Here is a 16926-nt window from a genome sequence, read left to right as displayed (position 1 = left end):
AACAATGACGTTACGACAGCGTGAGGACTGAGTTGTGAGCACAGCGCATGGCGTGTCCGAGCGGAAGGGACTCGGGGGATTACCGGTTCCCCGTCTCTCGTTCGACGAGTTCATGGCCTTCGGGCGGCGGGCCCTCATCCGGGCGGATGTCCCCGTGATGATCGATTTACCGAAAGGCACCCGGGGCCTCGGCAGAGAAGGCGTGGCCGAGCGCCTTGGAAACATGAAGGTGACCCTGTTCACCGAGCCGAGCGACAAGCGGAATTCACGGCGGTGGACCACCAAGGAGATCCGGCTCCGCGAGTTCTTCGACGACGACCGATACCAGACCGACCCCGGCACCTGGAACCGTATCGTGTCGAACATCCGCGACAGCCCGGCCGATGTCGACGCGATCCTCGGCTTCGACGCTGAAGAGCTGTTCGACTACCGACGCTCGTTGAACGCCGCCAACCTGTGGATCAGCCACCGCGGAGTGTTCACCCAAAGCCACTTCGACGAGCTGGAGAACTTCAACATAGCGCTGGAGGGCCGTAAGCGGTTCGTGCTCGCACCCCCGGGATTCCTGGAGTACTACCCGAGGTCGATCGCGCGCGGGTTCGGTGACAAGTCGCAGGCCTTCGACTTCGACGAGGTCGACCGGCGGCGCTTCCCCAAGCTCGTCTCCAAGCTGGCCGAGCGCCGGGAGCTGATCCTGGAGCCCGGACAGATGCTCTACCTCCCGCTCGGCTGGTGGCACCAGGCCGAGTCGCTGGACGAGATGAACATCAACATGAACTTCTGGCTGCGCGATCCGAAGATCCTCCGCAGACCCTATGTGCTCGGCGTCGCGCTCTACACGGCCGCCTACCGCAAGCTCAAGGGCGTCTACAACTACCAGCCCGCCGAGGCGGCGTCATGAGCGGGCGCAAGACCATTGAGCCCACGCACCGTTACCGCAACAACGACAAGGCCGTCGGCGTCGGAAACGCCTTCTGGGACCTGTCCGAACGCAACGGCCTCGCCGGGATCGTGGCCGAACTCGACGACGGCCGGCCGGGCGTGCTGCACACCGAGGACGGCCACGAGTTCACCAACTTCACCTGCTGCTCCTATCTGGACCTGGACTCACACCCCGAGGTCATCGAGGGCGCCGTCGCCGCGCTGCACCGGTTCGGCGTGCTGGACCACTGCATTCCGCGCAGCCGGGTGCAGATCCCGGCGCTGCTGGAGCTGGAGGCCTCGCTCGGCGAACTGTTCGGCGCCGACGTGGTGGCCGCGATCTCGGCGGGCGTGGCCAGCGCCGGACTGCTGCCGCTGATCGCCTCCGGACATCTGGGCAACGGAGTCAGACCGCTCATGGTGTTCGACAAGAACTGCCATGTGTCGATGGCCGGTGCCAAGCCCGCCTGCGCCGACGAGACCGAGGTGGTCAGCTGCGGCCACCACGACCTCACGTTCCTTCAGGACATGTGCAAGCGGTACGAGCGGGTCGCCTACGTCGTGGACGGCTCGGACAGCCTGGGCGGATACGCGCCGGTGCGGGAACTGGCGGAGCTGCAGGACACGTACGGCCTGCTGGTGTACTACGACGACTCGCACTCCCTCTCGGCATACGGGGAGCGCGGCATCGGCTACGTACGCACGCACTGCCCGGTGCTGGACGAGCGGACGATCACCGTCGCGACCCTGAACAAGGCCTTCGGGACCAGCGGCGCGGCCATCCTGCTCGACGGCTACCCGAAGGACGCGCTGCGCGTGGTCGAGCGGTTCGCGGGTGCCCTCAGCTACTCGCAGCCGATGAACACCGCCGCGGTCGGGGCCTCGCTGGCCTCGGCGGAGATCCACCGCACCGAGGAGCTGACCGAGCTCCAGCGGCGGCTGCGGGCCAATATCGCGCTGTTCGACAGCCACATCAAGACCGAGCAGACCGGGACGACATTCCCGATCCGTCTCGTGCCGATGAGCGACGAGACGGTCATCGAGGCGGGCCGCCGGGTGTACCGGGCCGGGTTCCATGTCTCCCCGGTGTTCTTCCCGATCGTCCCCCGCGGCACCGCGGGCCTTCGGGTGATGCTCCGCGCGGGCCAGACCGAGGAGCAGATCCGCGGGCTGTGCGCGGCCCTGGTCGAGGTGGGCGTCCCGCAGACGGCCCCCGTATCGGAGCAGGCATCCGTGCCGGAGCAGGCATCCGTGTCAGTGGAGGGGGCCAGATGACGGGCACCGCCCGGGCGATCCCGCGCTCCATCCTCTACACGCCCGCGCTGTCGCTCGACCGGGTCGTGGGGGCGTGGTCCTACGACGCGGATGTGCATCTGGTCGACCTGGAGGACGCCGTTCCGCCACCGGAGAAGGCCGCGGCGCGCAGGGTGTGCCGGGCGGCGCTGGAGAAGGCGCCGGAGCCCGCGAACGCCGCCGTACGCGTCAACGAGCTGGGCACCATCGAGGCGGTGCACGACATCGTGATGCTCGCCGAATGCCCGGTCAAGCCCGGCTTCATCGTGATGACGATGGTGAAGTCCGCGGTCGAGGTGGCGCTGATGCGCGACACCCTCGCCTCGGCGGGGGTCCGCCCACAGATCTATGTGACCGTGGAAACCCCGGCCGCCGTCGCCGACGTCGACGCCATCGCGGCTGCTGCCGACGGGCTGATCCTCGGTTCGGCGGATCTGGCCGCCGCCCTGGGCATCGAGATCAGCTGGGCGGGGCTGCTCGCCGCCCGCCAGACGATGGCCCTGGCAGGCGCCCGGCACGGCACCGCCCTGATCGACACCGCCAACTTCCGGCTGGCCGAGCCGGAAACGCTGGCCGAGGAGATCGACCGGGTGCGCGAACTGGGCTTCCACGGCAAGGTGACCGTGCACCCGAGCGAACTGGCCGCGATCAACCGGGCCCTGCGCCCCGACCCGGCCGGGCTGCGGCAGGCCCGGCGGGTGACCGAGGCCGTACGGGCGGCGGACGGCGGAATCGCGGTCCTGGACGGGAACATGGTCGGCCCGCCGTTCGCCCGGATGGCGCGCGCGACGGTGGCGCGCGGGGACGCCTGGGCCGAGCGGTTCGGGAGGGGTGGCACCGGCGATGCGGGTGGTGTCGGTGACGACGGCGAGGAGGCGGGCCATGACCGTCGCTGAGCGCGTCACCGCCGGGCCCGCCACCGTCCCGCCCATCACCGTCGCCATCATCGGCACCGGGGTCATCGGCCGGGACCTGGTCGGCAAGGTCCACCGCTCCACCGTGCTCAACTGCGGCCTGGTGGCCGGGCGCAACCCCGAGTCCGAGGGGTTACGGTACGCCGCCGGGCTCGGCTGCCCGACCACTGCGGAGGGCATCGACGCGATCCTTGCGGCCCCGCGCCCGTACGACGTGGTGTTCGACGCCACCAACGCGATGTCGCACGCCGAACACTGGCGGCTGCTCCAGCCGCTGGACACGCTGCTGATCGACCTGACCCCCAGCCGGGTAGGCCGGATGGTGGTGCCCACGGTGACCGGGACCCGCCCGCCTGCCGAGCGCAACGTCAGCCTCATCAGCTGTGGCGGACAGGCGTCGATCCCGATCGCCCACGCCCTCGCCCAGCGGTTCGAGGTGGCGTACATCGAAGCCGTCTCCACCGTGGCCGGCACCATCGCGGGCCGGGCCACCCGGCTCAACCTCGACGAGTACATCGCCACCACCCAGCACGCCCTCACCGCGCTCGCAGGGGTGCGCGACACCAAGGCGATCCTCAACATCAGTCCGGCCGTGCCCCCGGCGACCTTCCGGACCGCCGTCCACGCGGTCGTCCCCGGGGCGGACCCCGAGGCGGTGCGCGCCCTGGTCGACGACGCGGCCGAGCGGGTACGGGCGCATCAGCCCGGGTACGAGGTCATCGCCTGCACGGTGACCGGCGACCGGGTCGTGGTCGCCCTGGAGGTCACCGCGGACAGCGACGTACTGCCCCGGTACGCCGGAAACCTGGACATCATCAACTCGGCCGCCATCCTGGTCGCCGAGCAGCACGCGGCCCGGCTCGCCCCGGCCGCCCGGACGGGGGTGGGCCGATGAGGTCCGTGGTGATCCACGACCCCACCTTGCGCGACGGCCAGCACGCGGTGCGGCACCAACTCGGCGTGGCGGCGTTGCGGGGGTACGCCGAGGCGGCCGACGCGGCCGGGATCCCGGTGGTGGAGGTGGGCCATGGCAACGGCCTGGGCGCCTCCTCCCTCCAGGTGGGGCGGGCCGCCGTCAGTGACGACGAGATGCTGTCGACCGTGCGGGAAGCCCTGCGGCACAGCAAAATGGGGGTGTTCATGCTGCCCGGCTGGGGCACCTCCGACGATCTGCGCAAGGCGGTGGCGCACGGCGCCGATGTGATCCGTATCGGTGTGCACTGCACCGAGACCTCGCTGGCCGAGCGCCACCTCGGGCTGCTGGCGGAGCAGGGCGCGGAGGCACACTGCGTGCTGCTGATGAGCCATATGGCCACCCCCGCCGAACTGGCCGAACACGCCGCGCGCGCGGTCGGGTACGGGGCGCGGGCGGTGGGCATCATGGACTCCGCGGGCCACTTCCTGCCGCAGGACGTCACCGAGCGGATCGGCGCGATGGCCGAGGCCGTCGGGCCGTCGGGCGTACCGGTGATCTTCCATGGCCACAACAACCTCGGCATGGCCGTCGCCAACTCCGTGGCCGCCGCCGAGGCGGGGGCCGGGATTATCGACGGCTGCGCGCGAGGCTTCGGCGCCGGGGCGGGGAACACCCAGCTCGAGGTGGTGGTGCCGGTGCTGGAGCGCACCGGGTTCGGCACCGGCATCGATCTGTACGCGCTGCTCGACGCCGCCGAGTTCGCCGAGCGGGAGCTGATGCCCGCGCCGCCGGTCACCGGTTCGCTGTCCATCGTCAGCGGTCTGGCCGGGGTGTTCTCCGGGTTCAAACACCAGGTGCTCGACCACTCCGGGCGGGCCGGAGTCGATCCGCGCGATGTGTTCTTCGAGCTCGGCAGACGACAGGCCATCGCCGGGCAGGAGGATCTGATCGTCGATGTGGTGGCCGAGCTGAGCGCCCGGAGGGCTGCCCCATGAGCGGGCCGACCGGGCCGACCGGGCAGACAGGGCTGGTGACCATTGGCCCGGGGGACATGGCGGGCCGGGACCGGCTGGTGCGGGTGATCGACGCGCTGGCCGGGGTGTTCGCCGATCTGTCGGCGGGCCGGACGCGGTCCCCGGCCCGGACGATCATCGAGCACGGCGCCTACGGAACGCACGGTGAGCGCGGCCCTCGGCGGCAGTTGCTGGCCGGTACGGCGGTGTGGGAGCGGCGCGGGGTGGGCAGCGTCAAGATCACCACGCTCACCCCGGACAACCCGGACCGCGGACTGCCGCTGATCCACGGCGTGGTCGTACTGACCGATCTGGACACCGGGCGGATCACCGCGCTGCTGGACGGCGCCGAGCTGACCGCCGTCCGCACCGGCGCGGTGGCCGGCCTGGCGACCCGGCTGTGCGCCCCCGAGGACGCCGAGGACCTGGCCGTACTCGGCGCCGGGGTGCAGGCGCGGGCGCTGGTGCGGGCCGTGTCCGCGGTGCGCCCGATCCGCTCGGTCCGGGTGTTCTCCCGCACCCGGGCCCGTACGGAGACGTTCGCGGAGTGGATCCGCGCCACCTCGGCCCACCCGGTTGAGGTATCGGTGTGCGATACCGCGAAGGACACCGTCGCCGACGCCGCCGTCATCTGCACGGCGACCTCGACCGGCGACCGGACACCGCTGGTGGCGGCCGACTGGGTGGCCCCCGGAGCGCATATCAACGTGATCGGCGGGACCCACGAGGACGCGATCGAGGTCGACCCGGCGCTTCTCGCGTCCGCGTTCGTCGTCGTGGAGGAGCGGGCCGCCGCGCTCGACGACGCGGGCGAGGTGCGGGCCGCGCTGGCCGACGGGCTGATCGGCGTGACCGAACTGCACGAACTCGGCGCGCTGGTGACCGGGGCGACGGCAGCGGACGGCCGGACCTCGGTGTTCCGCGGGGTGGGCATGGCCATCGAGGACACCGCCGCCGCGGCCGCGCTCCACGAGGCCGCAAGCGCGGAGGCGGGATGAGTCGGAGCCGGGGTGAGTCGGAACCGGGGTGAGTCAGCCCGCCTCGCGGCAGCGCACCATGAACGACCGCTCGAAGACGATGACGGTCTCCCCGGTCGACTTGGCGCCGGTGGTCTCCACCGTGATGATCCCCTGCCCCGGCCGGGACCTGGACCGCCGCTTGCCGAGGATCCGGCTGGTCGCGTAGAGCGTGTCGCCGACGAACACCGGCTCCTTCAAACGGACCTTGTCCCAGCCGAGATTGGCCACCGCCCGCGCGGACAGCGCCTGCACGGTCATGCCACCGACCAGACACAGCGTGATCCCGCTGTTGACCAGCACCCGCCCGTACTCGGCGCCCTCCCCGTAAGCCCGGTCGAAGTGCAGCGGGTGCTGGTTCATGGTCAGCAGGGTCAGCCAGGTGTTGTCGGTTTCGGTGATGGTCCGGCCCGGCCAGTGCCGGATCACCATGCCGGGCTCGAAGTCCTCGTAGTCCCCACCGTGCTCTTCGACGTACTCGTTGTCCCGGACCCGGCGCAGCGTCATGCCACCAAGGGTAACGGCGCCGACTATGCTGAGGTTCGGCCAATTCACCTTCGACGAAGGCGAATTGAGATCAGCGGGGATTCGGGGGAATCCGGATGGGCGCGCTCGAGGACATCGGCATACCGGGGGCGTCGGGACATCCGTGGTTCGGCCGCCACCGGCTGAGGCCCGCCGCGTCCGCGGACACCATCCGGGAGATGCTGCGCACCGAGATCCGGGACACCGGCTGGCCACACCAGCCACTGCTGCCCGCCGCCCCGATAGCGCTGCCGCGCGCATCGTACGCCGAGCTGTTCCGCGCCACCGCCGCGCTGCTCGACCTGGTGCGCCGTACCGCCCTGGAGTCCGCGCCCACCACGGACGGCAGGCTGGCGGCGTACCGTATGCCGGCGAGCGAACACCAGTTGTTCGTGGCCGACCAGTTCGTGGAGGAGCGCTACGCGGACTGTGTGACCCGGCCGGACATCGTGATCGGGCCGGACGGGCCGCGTTTTCTGGAGTTCAATGTCAGCGGCGCGCTCGGTGGCCCGGTGGAGACACACTGCCGCCTGGAGGTGTGGCGCAAGCTCTACGCCGATGACGCGGGCCGGGTGCCGTTCGACTGTCAGGACCCGTTCGCCGTGCGCGCCGAGATGTTCCGGGGGCTGTGCGCGGAGCTGGCCGTGGCGCCCCGGGTGGCCCTGGTGGGCAGCGCCCGCGACCAGGGGGTGGAGTCCACCCGGTACTTCGATGTGGAGGCGGACTACTTCAACAGCCACGGGCTGACGGTGCGTTTCTTCGAGCCCGAGGATCTGCACGAGGCCTGGGACTGTCCGCCGCGGCTGCGCTATCCGCTGGGGCTGCGGAACTTCACCATTCCGGACTGGGCCGAGCTGGGCATCGACACCGCGCCCGTACAGGCCGCGCTGGACAATGGCTGTCTGCTGGTGGGGACCCAGACTTCCACGTTTCTGTCCAGCAAGCTGACCATGGGCCTGCTGTCGGAGGGCCGGCCGTGGATGAGCGCGGCGGAGCGGGCCCTGGTCGACAGATATCTGCCGTGGACCCGGGTCCTGTCCCACCGCTGGACGAGCCGGGGCGGGCGGAAGGTCGACCTCGTCCCCTTCGCCGTGGACAACCGCGAGTTGCTGGTGCTCAAGGAGAGCATCGGGATGAGCGGTAAACAAGTGGTCATCGGCCGGGAGACCGGTCAGACGGAGTGGGAGGCGGCGGTGGCCGCGGCCGCCGGGACGGGCACCAGCGTGGTGCAGGAGTACGTGGCGCCGCGCGGCTGCCGGCTGGCGATGGTCGCCGACGGCGCCGAGGAGCCGCATGACGTCGAGGTGGCCCCGGTGTTCGGGCCGCTGCTGTTCGGCGGCCGCCCGGCGGGCATGTTCTCCCGCTTCTTCGGCGACGGCACCGCCGGGATCGTCAGTGTCCTGGGCACCAACAGCTCCGACGACTGCGTGGTGGCCGTCTAGGCGCGTGGCCGCGCCCACGCCCATGCCGCCCTCAGCTGTCCTCAGTTGCCCGAGGGACGGGCCCGTACGTGCATCCGCTCGCCCTGCGCCCCGAACAGGCTCAGCACCTCGACGGGCTGGTCTCCCGCGCCGGTGAAGCCGTGGGGGACACGGGTGTCGAACTCCGCGGCCTCGCCCGCGGTCAGGACGAGGTCGTGCTCGCCCAGCGCGAGACGCAGCCGGCCGGAGAGCACATACAGCCACTCGTACCCCTCGTGCACCTTCTGATCGAGCCGAGCGCCCTCGGACTCGGGCGTCTGCCCGCCGGGCAGGATCATCTTGTAGGCGTGCAACCCGCCGAGGTGGCGGGTCAGCGGTACGAAGACCCTTCCGTGCCGGGTGAAGGGCCGGGGATGGACACGGGGATCACCGGTGGCGGGCGCGCCGACCAACTCGTCCAGCGGCACCTGATAGGCCTTGGCCAGGGGCAGCAGCAGCTCCAGGGTCGGCTTGCGCTGCCCGGACTCCAGGCGCGAGAGAGTGCTCACCGAGATCCCGGTCGTCTCGCTCAGCTGGGACAGCGTGGCGCCACGCGCCTGGCGCAGCGACCGCAGCCGCGGACCGACACCCGTCAGCACATGCGAGAAATCCTCATCCGTCATCCTTCTATTTGCCGATCCGGCAACTGGCTTTGTCAAGCCGCCGAAATCTCGCTGCGCCGCCCGCCCACCGGATGTGACGATGACGTCATGACCGATATACGCACCGCACACACCTCTGACCTGGATCCTGCCACCCTCAAGGCGGCGCGTGCCCTCCTCGAATACGAGGTCTTCGAGGGCGACCTGAGCGACCACGACTGGGAACACGCCCTGGGCGGCATCCACGCCCTGGCCTGGGAGAACGGCGAGCTGATCGGCCATGCGTCCGTGGTGCAGCGGCGGCTGCTGCACGGCGGACGGGCGCTGCGCGCGGGCTATGTGGAGGGCGTCGGGGTGCGGGCGGACCGGCGGGGGCGGGGCCACGGCGCGGCCATGATGGCGGAGCTGGAGCGGGTGGTGCGCGGCGCTTACGACCTCGGCGCGCTGTCCTCCAGCTACGAGGCGAGGGACTTCTACGCGGCGCGCGGCTGGCAGCGGTGGCAGGGGCCGACCTCGGCGCTCACCCCCGAGGGCGTCCGGCGCACCGCCGAGGAGGACGGGTGGATCTTTGTCTTCCCGGCGGCGGCTCCCCTGGATGTCTCCGCCGAGCTGATCTGCGACTGGCGCGACGGCGACGTCTGGTAAGCGGGCCTGCTCAGCGAGTCACCTCCGCCAGCAGCCGCTCCCAGTCGTTCAGGAAGCGCCCCAGCCCGTACCGTTCGAGCGCCGCGCGGCGGGCCCGCGCCCCGTCCTCGGCCGCCGCCCCCGGCTCCCGCAGATAGGTCCGCGCGGCGCGGGCCAGGACATCGGGGCGAGTGGAGAGCACGCCGGCGCCCTCGGGCACCGCCTCGACCGCCTCGGTGGTGGCCAGGCCGACGACGGGCATGCCCAGATGCATGGCCTCCAGGAGGGACAGCCCCAGCGAGGTCCAGCGCACCGGGTGCAGATACAGACGGCGGCGCGCCATCTCGGCGTGCAGCCGGGCCTGCGGCAGCTCCGCGCGGTGCAGCCGGTCCCCGGACAGGCCCAGATACGCGGCGAGCCCTTCCGTACGCAGGCCGAAGACGTCCAGCGGCGCCGCCCGGCTCAGTGCGGGCAGCAGATCGGTGCCGGTGGCGCGGCCGCGCGGGACCGGGTCGTTGACGACGACCGCGGCGCGGTCCAGCTCCCCGGTGTACAGATGGCCCGGGTCGACGACGCCGTGTTCGACGACGGTGGTGGGGGCGGTGCCGCTGTCCCAGAAGAGCTGGTTGAAGTGGGTGACGTGCACCAGGGTCACACCGCGCAAGTCGTCCCGGTCGGCGCAGGGGTGGCGGGTGAGGGGGACGTGTCCGTCCGGCGTGTTGTGCTCCACGTAGACGGCGGGCAGGTCGCGCCCGGGGCGGCGTCCGCCCAGCCAGCACTCGGCGAGCGCCGCCTCGTGCGGCCGCTGGAGGACCACGAGGTCGACCGGGGCGTCCCGCAGCAGCATGGGGCTCAGCTCGGTGACCGAGGCGGGCCAGGTGAACGTGCGCCCGCGGCCGAGGCCGTCGGGCCCGCGGTCGGGCAGGGCCGGCAGCAGATAGCGGTGCGGGCCTTGGACGAACGCCCTGGTCCATGAGCCGTGCACATGCCAGATCAGGATGTTCATGAGCTCACCTCGCTCAAGCGCTCAACGGGTCCGGGGCAACGAGCCGACGGGCCGACGTGATCAACGCGCTCTGGCGAGTAACCCACTGATACGCGACAAAACGTGACGCTACGCGGTCGTACAGCGACGCCCGAAGGGCGGACCCAAGCCCCACCCGGCCTTCCCTGTCCTCGCCACTGTTCCCTATCCCTCCCGGCCCCGTCGCTCCTGTTGGCCTTCGAAGGCCCGCCCCTCGGGCAGCAGCTCCCGGATGTCGCCCGGCAGCGCCTTGTACAGCCTCTCCATCAGCTCCGGGCTCACCGCGGAGTCCAGCACCTCGAAGAACACGCTCGCCTCCCGGATCGCCTCGTCCTCCGACGTCCGGGCGCGCCAGGCGATCCGCCCCGCGAAGCCCGTGAGGTCGAACCGTTCGCCGTGGTCGCGCCGGTAGGCCCGCTGCGCGGGTGAGGCCTCGTGGGACGCGGCCACCCGTCGCATGGAGTCGGCCGCCTCGGGCGGCAGCTGCGCCGCCATGTGGTCGGCCAGACCGTCCGGGATCCGCTCGGCAAGGGTCTCGAGCGTGGCGCGCACCGCCCGCTCCGCCGACCGCCGGTCGGGCAGCTGCGCCAGCGCCTGGACCTGGCTCGTCAGCTCTTCGTAGCGCATGATCAGCACCCCCAGCGTCGCGCTGTCGGCATCATCGGTCGAGTGCCCACGGCCGCCCCCGCGAACCGCCGGTGGCGGGCCGCCGTACGCCCCTTGTTAACGTCGGACGAGCCGCACACGAGGGCAGAACCGAAGAAGGAGAAGAGGGAGCAGAGCATGGCCCGAGCGCCGCGCGTCGAACTGGACTCACCGTTACCCGAAACGGTGGACGGCCGTCAGATCAGAGCCGTCGCCTTCCAGGCCAGCCGCCTGGAGTACGTGGACAGAACCCTGCGGAGCGTCGGCCTGACCGCGGCCGGGAGCCGGGCCCTGGTGGTGGGGAGCGGCCGCGGACTGCTGGCCCGCGGCCTGGCCGGGCTGGGATTCGACGTTGTCGCCATCGACCCGTCCGCGTCCGCGACGGCGATCGCGCGTGAGGCGGACGAGCGTGAGGCGGACGGACCGGAGCGAGTCGCGATCCGGTATGAAACCGCGCCACCCGAGGAACTGGGCGTCGCCGACGCCGCGTTCGACCTCGTCTACTACGCGGACACCTTCGAGGTCACCCCGGCCCTCGACCCGGTCCTGGCGGAGGGGGCCCGGGCGCTCGCGCCGGACGGTGTGCTGGTCTACGACACCGTGAACCGCACCCTGGTGTCCCGGCTGATCTACCTCATCGCCTTCCAGCGCCTGCCCATGACCCGGATCATGCCACCCGGCCGCTACGCCGCGGAGCGGCTGCGTACCCCCGCCGAAATGACGGAGGCGCTGCGCCGCCACGGGCTGCGCAACGAGGACATCTGCGACTTCAAGCCCCGTGATCCGCGCAGCTTGGTCAAGGCCACAATGGACCGTCGCCGCGGGCGGATCACCGACGAGGAGATCCCGCCCATCGTCGACTTCGTCCTGGCCCCCGACACCCGGCCCCAGGTCACCTACCTCGGCTACGCCCGCAAGGCCTGATGGGCCACGGCGGCGGGCCGGGCGGGCGCGGGGCACACTGGGCACCGTGACGGCAAAACGTAGCGCCGGAATCCTGCTGTTCCGCCGGGCGGGGGCGAAGGCGGCGGGGGCGAACAGGGCGGCAGGGACCGTCCCGGTCTCCGCCGCGCAGGTCCTTCTCGGCCACATGGGCGGACCCTTCTGGGCGCGCAAGGACGAGCGCGCGTGGTCCATCCCCAAGGGCGAGTACGAACCGGACGAGGCCCCGGAGGCCGCGGCACGCCGGGAGTTCCAGGAGGAGCTGGGCCTGCCGCCGCCCCCGGGCGACCTCCTTCCGCTCGGCTCCGTCCAGCAGACCGGGGGCAAGGTCGTCACGGTCTGGGCGCTGGCGGGAGACCTCGATCCGCGGCAGGTCACCCCGGGCACATTCGAGATGGAGTGGCCGAGGGGGTCCGGGCGGCTTCAGACCTTCCCCGAGATCGACCGGGTGGCGTGGCTGGATCTCGCGCAGGCGCGCACGAAGATCGTGGCCAAGCAGGAGATCTTCCTGGACCGCCTTGAGGAGCGGCTGCGCGGCTGAGCCCGCGGATGTGCGCCGCTGGGCGGCATGCCCGGTCGCCGGGTGCGGGCTTCGTCTCGCGCCTTCGGCGCGAAAGATGGCGGGCTGCGGGAAGGAGGGGCGGTGGCTCCGGTCGCTCGTCGGCCGCGGGTTGGTGGGTGGAGCTCCGGTTCGGGGTCTCCTCCCACCCCCTTGGAAAAAAGTGCTTGATGTGGAGCAAGTACTCCATCAAGCAGTTCTTTTACCGGGGGTGGGGGGGGAGGAGTCCTTCCGGCCCATGGGGTGGGCCGGAAGGACCCGCGTCAGTCCGAGCCGCAGCGCACCGTCGCCGCCCCCCAATCCGCATGGTCGTGGGCGTTCCCGTCGCCTCCGTCGGTGACCCGCAGGCGTAGCACCTGGGCGCCCTCGACCTTGGCCTCGATCGGCGCGGTGGGGTCCGCGCCAGTGACGACGTCGCCGCGGTGGACCCGCTCGCCGTCGGCGTAGACCTCGAACGCGACGCTGCCGTCGCCCGCCACCTCGTCGTCCAGCCCCACCTCGGCGGTGAAGGTCGAGCAGTTGCCGCCCAGGAAGACGTCCACTGTCGAGTCGGCGTGCACCCCGAGGCCGTGTTCGTAGGTCTTGCCGCCGATGGTGAGTGTCTTGCCGTCGCCGGGGGCGGACTCGCCGTTGCTGCGGTCGCGTTCGACCGGGCCCCAGCCGTTGTCGGCGGTGATGAAGTCGAGCGTGGAGACGGACACCTCACCGCGCGGCGGGGGAGGCGTGCCGTCGAGGTCGACCGACGCGGTGGCGCTCACGCGTGCACCGCCGGTCGAGGTCGCGCGGATACCTGCGACGGCGGGCCGGAGCCCGTCGGGGGTGTTCTCGCCGCGGGTGATCTTGGTGCGTACGGTCGTGGTCCTGCCCGCGGCGAGGTCGCCGAGGTCGAGGGAGCCCGGCTCGGCGGTCCAGCCGTCGGCGAGGTCGAGGGCCGCGGTGACATCGCGCAGCGGGGTGTCGCACGGATTGGTGACGGTCAGGTCGGCGGAGGTGGAGTCGCCGGCCGGCACGGTGGTGTCGGCGGCGGTGAGCTTCGCCTCGGGGGCGCAGACGACGGGGCCGCGCGGGGTTCCGGTGCGGGCCTCGGTGTCGGTGAGCGGGCGGAGCCGCAAGGTGTAGGCGTATTCCCGGGCGGGCCGCACCTGGTACTGGGGCAGCACGGTGTGGAAGGTCTCGCTCACGCCGCTCACCGCGTGGTCCAGGTGCAGGGTGTTGCCGCCGGGGTCCTTCTGGAGGGCGAACGGGTACGCGGCGCGGTCGATGCCGGTGTACGGGGTGACCCCGGCCGAGAAGCCCCCGGAGCCCGAGACCAGGATGCCGCTTCTGCCGTCGGACAGGGACGCCCAGCGGATGTCCTCGTGGTTCCCGTAGTCCTGGGGCTTGGTGTATCCCGCGAACTGCTCGTCCACGTCGGTGGAATAGACCCCCACTGGGGCGCCGTCCTCGCGGTCGTTGTAGTTCTCCTGCGGCCCGCGCCCGTACCAGGTGAAGGCGTCGTACCGCTCGGGCAGCCGCAGCGAGAGCCCGATACGGGGCAGGTAGGGCACGGTGCGCGCCTTGCCCCGCGCCTCGACGCGGTGGTCGAGGCGCAGCTCCCCGGTGCCGCTCACCGTGTACCGGAGGGTCTGCGCGAAGGAGGAGTCCTTGACGCCGGGCGCGGCGGCCGAGGAGGGCACGGTGACGACGACCTCGCCGCCCCGCTCGGCGACCGTGACCTTGCCCGGCTCGGTCCGCAGCCGGTCCAGGCCCGCCTCGCGCCACGGCCCTTCCTCGGAGCCGATCTCATTGCTGACCGGTGCGCGCCAGGCGTCGAGTTCGGGGCCGGAGCCGAGCAGTTCCCTTCCGCCGGCGCGCATCGAGACCAGCTCACCGCTCGCGCGGTCGAACCCGTATGAGAAGCCCTTCCCCGTGACGGTGATCCGGCCGTCGGCCGTGGCGGTGGTCAGTTTGCCGGGCGCCTTGGCCGGTGTGGTGCCCGCGAGCTGTGCGCCGCCGATGTCGAACTGCTCGACCGCGACGAGGTGCCCGGCCTTCGCCCAGGTGGTGTCCTTGGCGAGCACCGCCTCCACGGTGAGCTGCCGGTCGGCGTCCTTGGGGTTGGCGGGCGGCTTCGGCAGCCCGACGCGCTGCCGCTCGCCGGGGTCGAGGCCGAGGGAGCGGGTCCCGTGGGCCAGGGTCCTGGCCCCTTCGGTGATCCGCCACCGCAGCCTGAGGTCGCCGGTGTCGGCGAAGGAGCGCTCGTTCAGCACATCGATCCGCCCCGACGCGGCCTCGGCGCCGGAGATCCGGACCGGGGCATGGACCGCGGCCATGGTGCGGGCCTCGGGCTGTACGGTGCGGTCGGAGGAGACCACGCCGTCGACCCCGCCGGTCCCAGCGCCGTAGGACAGGAACTCTCCCTTCCGGTCGAGCCGGTCGAAGTCGAGCGCGAGGACCGCGTCCGCGCTGGGGTCGGCGGCGAGCCGTTCGGGGTCGAGCGCCTTGTGGTAGACGCGGACCTGGTCGACCGTGCCGTGTGCCATGCGGCTGCGGATGTTCTCCTGGTCGGTCTCCGGGTTGCGGCCGATGTTCACCGGCTGGGCGGAGTAGCCGACCGTTCCGCGCCAGTCGGCCGAGGCGGCTTGCTCGCCGTCGATGTAGAGCTTCAGGGCCGAGCCGTCGAAGGTGCCGGACACGCGGTGCCAGGAGCCGTACCAGTCGCCGGGGACGTCGGCCGCGACGGTGTGCCACTCCCCGTCGCCGTAGACGAAGAACTCCAGGGTGTCCTTGTCGCGCATCTTGAGGGCGTAGCTGTGGTCGCCCTTCGCGATCACGGTGAAGCTGCCGGTCCAGTCGGCGGGCTTCACCCAGGCGTCCAGGGTGAGCGCGTCCGAGACCGCGTCGAGCTTCGGGTCGCGGTAGACCTCCACGAAGTCGTCGAGCCCGGACAGCTCCAGCGCCTTGCCCCGGTGGCCCGCCACCAGATCGGGCTTCCCGGAGACGTAGGACAGGATGTCGTTGCCGGAGGAGTCGGGGGTGGTGAGCAGCGGTTGGGTGATGTTCTGCTCCGCCCAGTCCCAGATGTAGCCGCCCTGGACCTGGGGGTACTTGCGGACGACGTCCCAGAACTCCCGGAAGTTGCCGAGCGAGTTGCCCATGGCGTGGGCGTACTCGCCCATGATGATCGGCTTGGTGGTGGCCTTCGCCTTCTCCTCCAGGCCGGCGGGGGAGGGGTAGCGCGGCCCCCAGACATCGGCGAACGGGGCGTCGCCGTCGGGGCTGTTGGGCTGGTGGTAGACGGGGCGGGCCGGGTCCTCACGGTCCAGGAACTCGGCCATGGCGTAGTGGGCCTTGCCCAGGCCCGCCTCGTTGCCGGTGTCCCACATCAGGACGCTGGGGTGGTTCTTGTCGCGCTCGTACATCGCGGTGAGCCGGTCCAGGAACGCCTTCTGCCACTCGGGTCGCTCGGCCAGACAGTCGTCCGGGCAGCCGTCGTGGTGGTGGGTCTCGATGTCGACCTCGTCGTCGATCCACAGCCCGCGCGTGTCGGCCAGCTCGTACAGATACGGATCGGACGGGTAGTGCGAGGTGCGGACCGAGTTGATGTTGAGCTGCTTCATCAGCGAGACGTCGGAGGAGGTGCGCTCCCTGGTGGCGTGACGGCCGGTCTTCGGATCGGTCTCGGCACGGTTGACGCCCTTGACGAGGATGCGCTTGCCGTTGACGAGGAGTTGCTTGTCCTTGATCTCGATCTCGCGGAAGCCGACCGGCTGGGCGGTGGTGTGGGTCACCCGGCCGTCGGGGCCGTGGAGCCGGACGACGAGGGTGTAGAGGTTCGGCGTCTCATCGGTCCATTTGTCGGGGTCGGCCACCTGGGCGCTGAGGGTGGCGGATCCGGTGCCGCCGCCGGGATCGACCGTTTCCGACATCGTTGTCACCTTGCGTCCGCGCGGGTCGTACAGCGTTCCGGTGACCCTGCGTTCACCCGCGCCGCCTGCGCCCTTCGCGGCGACATCGACCTGGGCGGTCAGCCGGGCGTCTCGGTAGGCGGCGTCCAGGTCGGTCTTGACGGTGATGTCGCGCAGATGGGTCGCCGGGGTGGAGTACAGGCCGACCGAGCGGAAGATGCCCGCGAACCGCCACTGGTCGTAGTCCTCCAGGTGGGACCCGGAGCCCCAGCGGTGCACTTGCACCGCGACCGTATTCCGGCCCGGGTGGAGCCGCTCGCTGATGTCGAACTCCGCGGGCGTGTAGCCGCCCTGGTCGTACCCGGCGTACGAGCCGTTGACCCACACCAGATAGCCGCTGGTGACGCCCTCGAAGCGGAGAAACGTCCGCCGCTTCTCCCAACTCTCGGGCAGTTGGAAGGTCTTGACGTAGGCGCCGGTGGGGTTGACGTCGTGCGGCACCTTCGGCGGGTCGTCCGGGTACATCTCGGTGGGAATGTTGCGGAACACCGGATGGTCCAGGCCGTCGGTCTGCCAGGTGTGCGG

The 16926-nt window shown here is 71.3% G+C and carries 15 protein-coding genes; 10 read left to right on the top strand and 5 right to left on the bottom strand.

What is annotated here, in order from left to right; genetic code table 11:
- Positions 1-34 precede the first annotated feature (34 nt).
- The 6 genes from CCN51_RS12485 to CCN51_RS12460 are packed head-to-tail and all read left to right on the top strand — an operon-like array spanning position 35 to position 6055.
- Positions 35-901, top strand: a complete 867-nt coding sequence (locus tag CCN51_RS12485) for a cupin-like domain-containing protein (RefSeq protein WP_014181647.1) — start codon at positions 35-37, stop codon at positions 899-901.
- Positions 898-2196 carry an 8-amino-7-oxononanoate synthase family protein gene (locus tag CCN51_RS12480; RefSeq protein WP_014181648.1) on the top strand — a complete coding sequence of 433 codons (1299 nt, stop codon included), beginning with the start codon at positions 898-900 and terminating at the stop codon, positions 2194-2196. Before CCN51_RS12485 ends, CCN51_RS12480 begins: the two co-directional genes overlap by 4 nt.
- Positions 2193-3110, top strand: coding sequence for an HpcH/HpaI aldolase/citrate lyase family protein (locus CCN51_RS12475; RefSeq protein WP_014181649.1), 918 nt, complete (start codon positions 2193-2195; stop codon positions 3108-3110). Before CCN51_RS12480 ends, CCN51_RS12475 begins: the two co-directional genes overlap by 4 nt.
- The gene (locus CCN51_RS12470) at positions 3097-4023 is read left to right on the top strand and encodes an acetaldehyde dehydrogenase (acetylating) (RefSeq protein WP_014181650.1); all 927 of its coding nucleotides are present in this window, start codon (positions 3097-3099) and stop codon (positions 4021-4023) included. Before CCN51_RS12475 ends, CCN51_RS12470 begins: the two co-directional genes overlap by 14 nt.
- Positions 4020-5039 carry a 4-hydroxy-2-oxovalerate aldolase gene (gene dmpG, locus CCN51_RS12465; protein ID WP_043488138.1) on the top strand — a complete coding sequence of 340 codons (1020 nt, stop codon included), beginning with the start codon at positions 4020-4022 and terminating at the stop codon, positions 5037-5039. Before CCN51_RS12470 ends, dmpG begins: the two co-directional genes overlap by 4 nt.
- Positions 5036-6055 (top strand): ornithine cyclodeaminase family protein, encoded by a 1020-nt coding sequence (locus tag CCN51_RS12460; RefSeq protein WP_014181652.1) that lies wholly within the window; start codon positions 5036-5038, stop codon positions 6053-6055. The genes dmpG and CCN51_RS12460 overlap by 4 nt, the downstream gene beginning before the upstream one ends.
- A gap of 33 nt (positions 6056-6088) precedes the next feature.
- On the opposite strand, the gene CCN51_RS12455 is transcribed toward CCN51_RS12460, so the two are convergent.
- The gene (locus CCN51_RS12455) at positions 6089-6580 is read right to left on the bottom strand and encodes a MaoC family dehydratase (protein ID WP_014181653.1); all 492 of its coding nucleotides are present in this window, start codon (positions 6578-6580) and stop codon (positions 6089-6091) included.
- A gap of 95 nt (positions 6581-6675) precedes the next feature.
- On the opposite strand from CCN51_RS12455, the gene CCN51_RS12450 reads away from it, so the two are divergent.
- Positions 6676-8040: a hypothetical protein gene (locus CCN51_RS12450; RefSeq protein WP_014181654.1), complete on the top strand. Its 1365-nt coding sequence runs from the start codon at positions 6676-6678 to the stop codon at positions 8038-8040.
- A gap of 41 nt (positions 8041-8081) precedes the next feature.
- Here the strand turns inward: CCN51_RS12450 and CCN51_RS12445 are convergent, their stop codons facing one another.
- On the bottom strand, positions 8082-8681 hold the full coding sequence (locus tag CCN51_RS12445; protein ID WP_014181655.1) for a helix-turn-helix domain-containing protein: 600 nt from the start codon (positions 8679-8681) through the stop codon (positions 8082-8084).
- 87 nt (positions 8682-8768) lie between these two features.
- Here CCN51_RS12445 and CCN51_RS12440 point away from each other — a divergent pair, with 87 nt between their 5' ends.
- A complete protein-coding gene (locus tag CCN51_RS12440; protein WP_014181656.1) occupies positions 8769-9305 on the top strand; it encodes a GNAT family N-acetyltransferase in 537 nt (178 codons plus the stop codon).
- Between the two features lie 10 nt (positions 9306-9315).
- Here the strand turns inward: CCN51_RS12440 and CCN51_RS12435 are convergent, their stop codons facing one another.
- A complete protein-coding gene (locus CCN51_RS12435) occupies positions 9316-10290 on the bottom strand; it encodes a glycosyltransferase (RefSeq protein ID WP_014181657.1) in 975 nt (324 codons plus the stop codon).
- 183 nt (positions 10291-10473) lie between these two features.
- A complete protein-coding gene (locus tag CCN51_RS12430) occupies positions 10474-10935 on the bottom strand; it encodes a DUF2267 domain-containing protein (protein ID WP_043492529.1) in 462 nt (153 codons plus the stop codon).
- Positions 10936-11091: 156 nt separating this feature from the next.
- Here CCN51_RS12430 and CCN51_RS12425 point away from each other — a divergent pair, with 156 nt between their 5' ends.
- Positions 11092-11877: a class I SAM-dependent methyltransferase gene (locus tag CCN51_RS12425; protein WP_014181659.1), complete on the top strand. Its 786-nt coding sequence runs from the start codon at positions 11092-11094 to the stop codon at positions 11875-11877.
- Positions 11878-11923: 46 nt separating this feature from the next.
- Positions 11924-12436 carry an NUDIX hydrolase gene (locus CCN51_RS12420; protein ID WP_043488141.1) on the top strand — a complete coding sequence of 171 codons (513 nt, stop codon included), beginning with the start codon at positions 11924-11926 and terminating at the stop codon, positions 12434-12436.
- A gap of 281 nt (positions 12437-12717) precedes the next feature.
- Here CCN51_RS12420 and CCN51_RS12415 read toward each other — a convergent pair.
- Positions 12718-16926: glycoside hydrolase family 2 TIM barrel-domain containing protein (locus CCN51_RS12415; protein ID WP_086859540.1), on the bottom strand; the 4209-nt coding region annotated here is incomplete at its 5' end.

It is taken from the genome of Streptomyces milbemycinicus, assembly GCF_002154605.1.
GTDB classification, from domain to species: Bacteria; Actinomycetota; Actinomycetes; order Streptomycetales; family Streptomycetaceae; genus Streptomyces; species Streptomyces milbemycinicus.
Note: the sequence above shows the minus strand (reverse complement) of the source record. Positions and strands in the feature narration are given on the sequence as shown.